Below are 5,829 nucleotides of genomic sequence, written 5' to 3'. Positions count from 1 at the left end.
GGGGTGCGGGGCTGGTTCTGGAGGGGCCGCTGAGCGGGCGGGGCGGGCGGCTGTGGTGGGCGCGGGTGTCGTCGCCGGACGTCCTGGGGCTGCTGCGGGAGCACGGGCGGCCCATTCGGTACTCCTATACCGAGCGGGACCAGCCGCTGTCCGTGTACCAGACGGTGTTCGCGTTGCCGTCCGAGGACGGGGCGGGCAGCGCGGAGATGCCGAGTGCGGCGCGGCCCTTCACCCCGCGGCTGGTGGCGGAGCTGGTGAGCCGGGGGGTGCAGTTCGCGCCCGTCACCCTGCACACGGGGGTCGCGTCGGCGGAGGCGCACGAGCCGCCGTATCCGGAGCGGTTCGCGGTGCCGGAGGCGTCGGCGCGGCTCATCAACGCGGTCGGGGCGGGCGACGGGCGGGTGGTCGCGGTGGGAACGACGGCCGTGCGGGCCGTGGAGTCCGCGGCCGGCGCCGACGGTGTCGTACGGGCCGGTGAGGGGTGGACGGATCTGGTGGTCACTCCGGAGCGGGGGGTGCGGGTGGTCGACGGGCTGGTGACCGGGCTGCACGAGCCGGAGGCGTCGCATCTGCTGATGCTGGAGGCGGTCGCGGGGCGGGCGGCGGTGGAGCGGGCGTACGAGGAGGCGCTGGCGGGGGACTACCTGTGGCACGAGTTCGGCGACGTGCATCTCATCCTTCCTCCGGAGATACCTCACCCTGTGCATTGCGCCAGCAACTGCATGTGAAGACAGGGCGTTGCCGATGTGAGGCCGGGCATAGGGCCCACATCACGTACGAAGCTCCCTAGGAGATGGATACGCCCGGTTTGAACGGGACAGACGTGTTGTTCTGTCCCGTTTTGCCGCTTCCGCGTCCACTAAGCGGCATCGTACGTCACACCTTTGCCACCGGATTTTGCGGCCGCTAAGAATTGCTTCCGTCGCTCGGCGCCGTGGGTTTCCGCCCACGGCGCTTGTGCTGGAAATGCAATGTCCCCACCCGGCCGAGAGCGACCTCCGCGCTACTCGAAGAGGTCCATCACTCATGTCGCTGAACGCCAAGAACCCCGGTCACAGTCCCGTGCTGTCCAAGGCCCACAAGCTCTCGTTCGCCGGAGTGGCCGCCGTCGGCGCCGCCGCCGTCGCGTTCTCGCTGGTGCCGGCCGAGGCTCAGACCGCCACGCAGACGGTTTCCGCGGCGCCGGTGGCGTTCAGCCAGAACCCGGCCCAGACGGTCAAGGCGAGCGTCGTCGACCAGGCGTCCGACGCCGGGAAGAAGGCCGCCGTGGTCGCCGCGCAGCAGAAGGCCGCGCAGGAGCGTGCGAAGAAGGAGGCCGCGAGCCGGTCCGCCAAGCGCGCCGCGCAGGTCAAGGCCGCCGCGGCCAAGAGCTACCCGAACAACCTCGACGGCTGGATCCGCGAGGCCCTCGACATCATGAAGAAGCACAAGATCCCGGGCACGTACCAGGGCCTGCACAAGAACATCATGCGGGAGTCCTCGGGCAACCCGAGGGCCATCAACAACTGGGACATCAACGCCCAGAACGGCGTCCCGTCGATCGGTCTGCTCCAGGTCATCAAGCCGACCTTCGACGCCTACCACGTCCCGGGCACCGCGTGGAGCCAGTACGACCCGGTCGCCAACCTGACGGCCGCCGCGAACTACGCGGCCGACCGCTACGGGTCGATCGACAACGTCAACAGCGCTTACTGAGGTCGGCGCGGACCCCGGTGAAGCGTCGAAGGGCGGCACCCCCTGGTGGGGTGCCGCCCTTCGGCGTGTGTGGCGGTGCCCTCGGTTACTTCCGCATGACCTCGGGCTCGTGGCGGCGCAGGAAGCGGGCCACGAGGATGCCGCAGACGACGCCGATCAGGACCAGGGCGACCATGTCGAAGGCGTAGACGCCGGCCGTGTGGTCCCACAGCGGGTCCGTGTCGCCGACCTCCTTGGGCGGGCTGATGTTGTTGAAGTCCAGCGTGGCGCCGGCGGCGGCGACCGCCCAGCGCGACGGCATCAGGTACGAGAACTCGTTGACGCCGGGGCTGCCGTGCAGGGCGAAGAGGCAGCCGGTGAAGACGACCTGGACGATCGCGAACATGACCAGCAGCGGCATGGTCTTCTCGGCGGTCTTCACCAGCGAGGAGATGACCAGGCCGAACATCATCGACGTGAAGCCGAGGCCCATGATCGGGATGGAGAGTTCGAGCATCACGGCGACCTTGCCCTCGCCGAGGATCAGGGCCTCGTCGGGGATGGTCCGGCTGGCGAAGCCGATCGCGCCGACCATGGCGCCCTGGAGCACGGTGACCGTGCCGAGGACGATGACCTTCGACATCAGGTACGCCGAGCGCGACAGACCGGTCGCCCGCTCCCGCTCGTAGATCACTCGTTCCTTGATCAGCTCACGGACGGAGTTGGCGGCGCCCGCGAAGCACGCGCCGACCGCGAGGATCAGCAGCACCGTGGTGGCGGTGCCGTTCGGGATGGGCAGGTTGGTCGCCGGGTTCACCTTCCGGACCAGCAGGTCCTTGTCCGGGTCGATGAGCAGGCTCACCGCGCCGAGGACGGCCGGCAGGATCACCGTCAGTGCCAGGAAGCCCTTGTCCGACACGATCACCGCGAGGTAGCGGCGGACGAGGGTGCCGAGCTGGGAGAACCAGCTCTGCGGCTTCGGCGGGCGCATCGACTGCGGCGGCGGCATGTGCACCGACTGCGGGGCGACGGCGTCGATGTCCGCGGCGTACATCTGGTAGTGCTGCGAGCCCTTCCAGCGGCCCGCCCAGTCGTAGTCGCGGTAGTTCTCGAAGGCGGAGAAGACGTCGGCCCAGGTCTCGTAGCCGAAGAAGTTCAGGGCCTCCTCGGGCGGGCCGAAGTACGCCACCGAGCCGCCCGGCGCCATCACCAGCAGCTTGTCGCAGATCGCGAGCTCGGCCACCGAGTGGGTGACCACGAGGACCGTGCGGCCGTCGTCGGCGAGGCCGCGCAGCAGCTGCATGACGTCGCGGTCCATGCCCGGGTCGAGGCCGGAGGTCGGCTCGTCCAGGAAGATCAGCGACGGCTTGGTCAGCAGCTCCAGGGCGACCGAGACGCGCTTGCGCTGGCCGCCGGAGAGGGACGTGACCTTCTTGTCCTTGTGGATGTCGAGCTTCAGCTCGCGCAGCACCTCGTCGATGCGGGCCTCGCGCTCGACGGCCGTGGTGTCGGCCGGGAAGCGGAGTTTGGCCGCGTACTTGAGGGCCTTCTTGACGGTCAGCTCCTTGTGCAGGATGTCGTCCTGCGGGACCAGACCGATGCGCTGACGCAGCTCCGCGAACTGCTTGTACAGGTTCCGGTTGTCGTAGAGGACGTCGCCCTGGTTGGCGGGGCGGTAGCCCGTGAGCGCCTTCAGCAGAGTGGACTTGCCGGAGCCGGAGGGGCCGATGACCGCGATGAGCGACTTCTCCGGGACGCCGAAGGAGACGTCCTTGAGGATCTGCTTGCCGCCGTCGACGGTGACCGTCAGATGGCGCGCGGAGAAGGAGACCTCACCGGTGTCGACGAACTCCTCGAGACGGTCCCCGATGATGCGGAACGTCGAGTGGCCGACGCCGACGATGTCGTTCGGGCCGAGGAGTGCCGTGCCGCCCTTGGCGATCGGCATACCGTTGACGAACGTGCCGTTGTGGGACCCGAGGTCACGGATCTCGAAGCGGCCGTCGGGCGTCGCGTGGAACTCGGCGTGGTTCCGGGAGACCTGGAGGTCGGAGACGACCAGGTCGTTCTCCAGGGCACGACCGATGCGCATCACCCGGCCGAGGGCCAGCTGGTGGAACGTGGTCGGGCTGCGGTCGCCGTACACCGGCGGCGCCCCCGCGCCACCACCGGGGCCCTGCTGCGGATGGCCCTGCTGATGCGGGACCTGGGGCTGCTGCGGCTGCTGCCAGCCCGCCTGCGGCGCCTGCTGCTGCGGCGCCTGCTGGGCGGCGTAACCGGCGCTCGCGCCCTGCGCGGCGTACGGCTGCTGCTGCGGCTGCGACACCGCCGCGGCCGTGCCGGAGAGGCTGACTCTCGGGCCGTCGGTCGCGTTGCCCAGGTGCACGGCCGAGCCGGGGCCGATCTCCAACTGGTGGATCCGCTGGCCCTGCACGAATGTGCCGTTGGTGCTGCCGTGGTCCTCGATCACCCAACTACGGCCGCTGAAGCTGATCGTGGCGTGGCGCCAGGAGACCCTGGCGTCGTCGAACACGATATCCCCCTGCGGATCACGTCCGAGGGTGTATGCCCTGGACGGATCGAGCGTCCAGGTTTGTCCGTTCAATTCCAGTACGAGTTCCGGCACTCCATGCCCCACTGAGTTGTCCCCCGAGTTACCCCCATCGCAGGGAGTCTAGGGATGTCGAACATCGGGGGGAACTATTTCAGGCTCGACCCCTTGACCGAAAGTCGGGCCTTGTGAAGAGAACGTACGGGGGCGTCGACCCGTCCCGTTGACGGGGTTGAAACCGGGCCGGAGAGTGGTAATCCCACGCGAGGGGGACATCAGCGGTGCAACGCCGCGATGCGGATCGGGGGGGTCCGACCATGAGCAACCGGAGTGCCGGCCAGGGCGGGAGCGTGCGCTGGGGGGACGTCGTGTTCTCCGCGATCGCCGCCGTGAGCTGGTCGTTGATCGGGATGGCGGGCACGGCGGCGCTCGGTCTGCATCTGCTGGAGGCCGACTCCGCGGGCGAACTCGGGCCCATGACCGCGGCGCTCGTGGCGCTCGGTGCGGGTGGGTCGGTGACCCCGTCCGGCGATGTGTCCGTCTTTGGCCTGGAAGGGGCCCAGGCCACGACCGCCATCGAGATCACGCCACTGGGTGTCGGCCTCGTGGGGGCGCTCCTGCTGGCCTGGTTCTTCCTGCGCTCGTTGCGCGGCGCGGGAGTTGTCGTCACCGCGGCCGAACTCCTCGCGCGCGGGGGCGCGGTGGTCGTCCTCTTCGCGGCGCTGATGGGCGGCCTGGCCTACGCCGGCCAGGCCGTGATCACCCTGGACGGCGGCGACCTGGGCCTCGACGAGCTGCCCGGCGGCGGTGACCTCGGTGGCGTCGAGATCCCCGGGCTCGGCGACATCGGGGACATCGGCGGCGGCCTGCTCCCGGACCGGCTCGGCGACCTCGCCGGCGCCGACGCGCAGGTGGGGTTCACCGTCGACGCGGCGCCCACGGTGCTGGGCGGCCTGCTGTGGTGCCTCGGGGTGCTGCTGGTCGCCCTGCTGGCCTCGCGTCGCACTCCCCTACCGCGCGGCCTGGACGCCGTGCACCGGGTGGTACGGCCCGCCGTGTCGGCGGTGGTGACCGTGCTGCTGGTGGCGGTCGCGGCGGGGCTCGCGGCGGCGGCGTACGCGGCGGTCGGCGACCCCCACCCGAGGCGGATCGTGGGCGCGGCCCTGCTCGGAGCGCCCAACGGCGTCTGGCTCGGCGTCCCCCTCGGCCTGTTCGTCCCCTGGGACGGCAGGGCCACGGGAGCGCTCGCGAACCTGCTGCCCGACCCGCTCGACGCACTGCTGCGCGTCGACGCGAACGAACCCGTCACGCTCAGCCGCCTGGCCGAACTGGACTCCAGGGTCTGGCTGTTGGGCGTGGCGGCCGCCCTGATGATGCTGTACGCGGGGGCGCTGACCGCCGTGCGTACGCCTTTCGCCGGGCGGGTGTCTCCCCCGACCGCCGGGGGTGCGGATGGTGCGGCTGCACGGGGCGGGGGTGCGCTCGGGTTCGCGGGGCTCTGCGCACTTCGGCTGGGCATCGCGACGGCGGTGACGCTCCCCCTCCTTGTCCTGCTGACGGAGGTGTCGGTGGACGCCTCGCTGGCCGTGCTCGGCATCGACGCG

At 70.5% G+C, this 5,829-nt stretch carries 4 protein-coding genes; 3 read left to right on the top strand and 1 reads right to left on the bottom strand.

Annotated elements, in window-relative coordinates:
• Both AOK23_RS01705 and AOK23_RS01700 read left to right on the top strand, forming a co-directional pair.
• Positions 1-728, top strand: a 728-nt coding sequence (locus tag AOK23_RS01705; protein ID WP_055710967.1) for an S-adenosylmethionine:tRNA ribosyltransferase-isomerase, incomplete at its 5' end; no start/stop codon positions are given.
• Positions 729-1,026: 298 nt separating this feature from the next.
• The gene (locus AOK23_RS01700) at positions 1,027-1,695 is read left to right on the top strand and encodes a transglycosylase SLT domain-containing protein (RefSeq protein WP_055710965.1); all 669 of its coding nucleotides are present in this window, start codon (positions 1,027-1,029) and stop codon (positions 1,693-1,695) included.
• An 85-nt stretch (positions 1,696-1,780) separates the two neighbouring features.
• On the opposite strand, the gene AOK23_RS01695 is transcribed toward AOK23_RS01700, so the two are convergent.
• Positions 1,781-4,300 carry an ABC transporter ATP-binding protein/permease gene (locus AOK23_RS01695; RefSeq protein WP_055710964.1) on the bottom strand — a complete coding sequence of 840 codons (2,520 nt, stop codon included), beginning with the start codon at positions 4,298-4,300 and terminating at the stop codon, positions 1,781-1,783.
• 242 nt (positions 4,301-4,542) lie between these two features.
• Between AOK23_RS01695 and AOK23_RS01690 the strand changes: the two genes are divergently transcribed.
• Positions 4,543-5,829: streptophobe family protein (locus AOK23_RS01690; protein ID WP_055710966.1), on the top strand; the 1,287-nt coding region annotated here is incomplete at its 3' end.

This window comes from Streptomyces torulosus (assembly GCF_001419765.1).
GTDB lineage: Bacteria > Actinomycetota > Actinomycetes > Streptomycetales > Streptomycetaceae > Streptomyces > Streptomyces torulosus.
The sequence above is the reverse complement of the archived record's forward strand: the minus strand, read 5'-3'. Positions and strand labels throughout refer to the sequence as shown.

Excerpts from the sequence above, each read along its gene's own strand:
- AOK23_RS01700 (WP_055710965.1), top strand. The coding sequence starts at position 1,027 with ATGTCGCTGAACGCCAAGAACCCCGGTCACAGTCCCGTGCTGTCCAAG.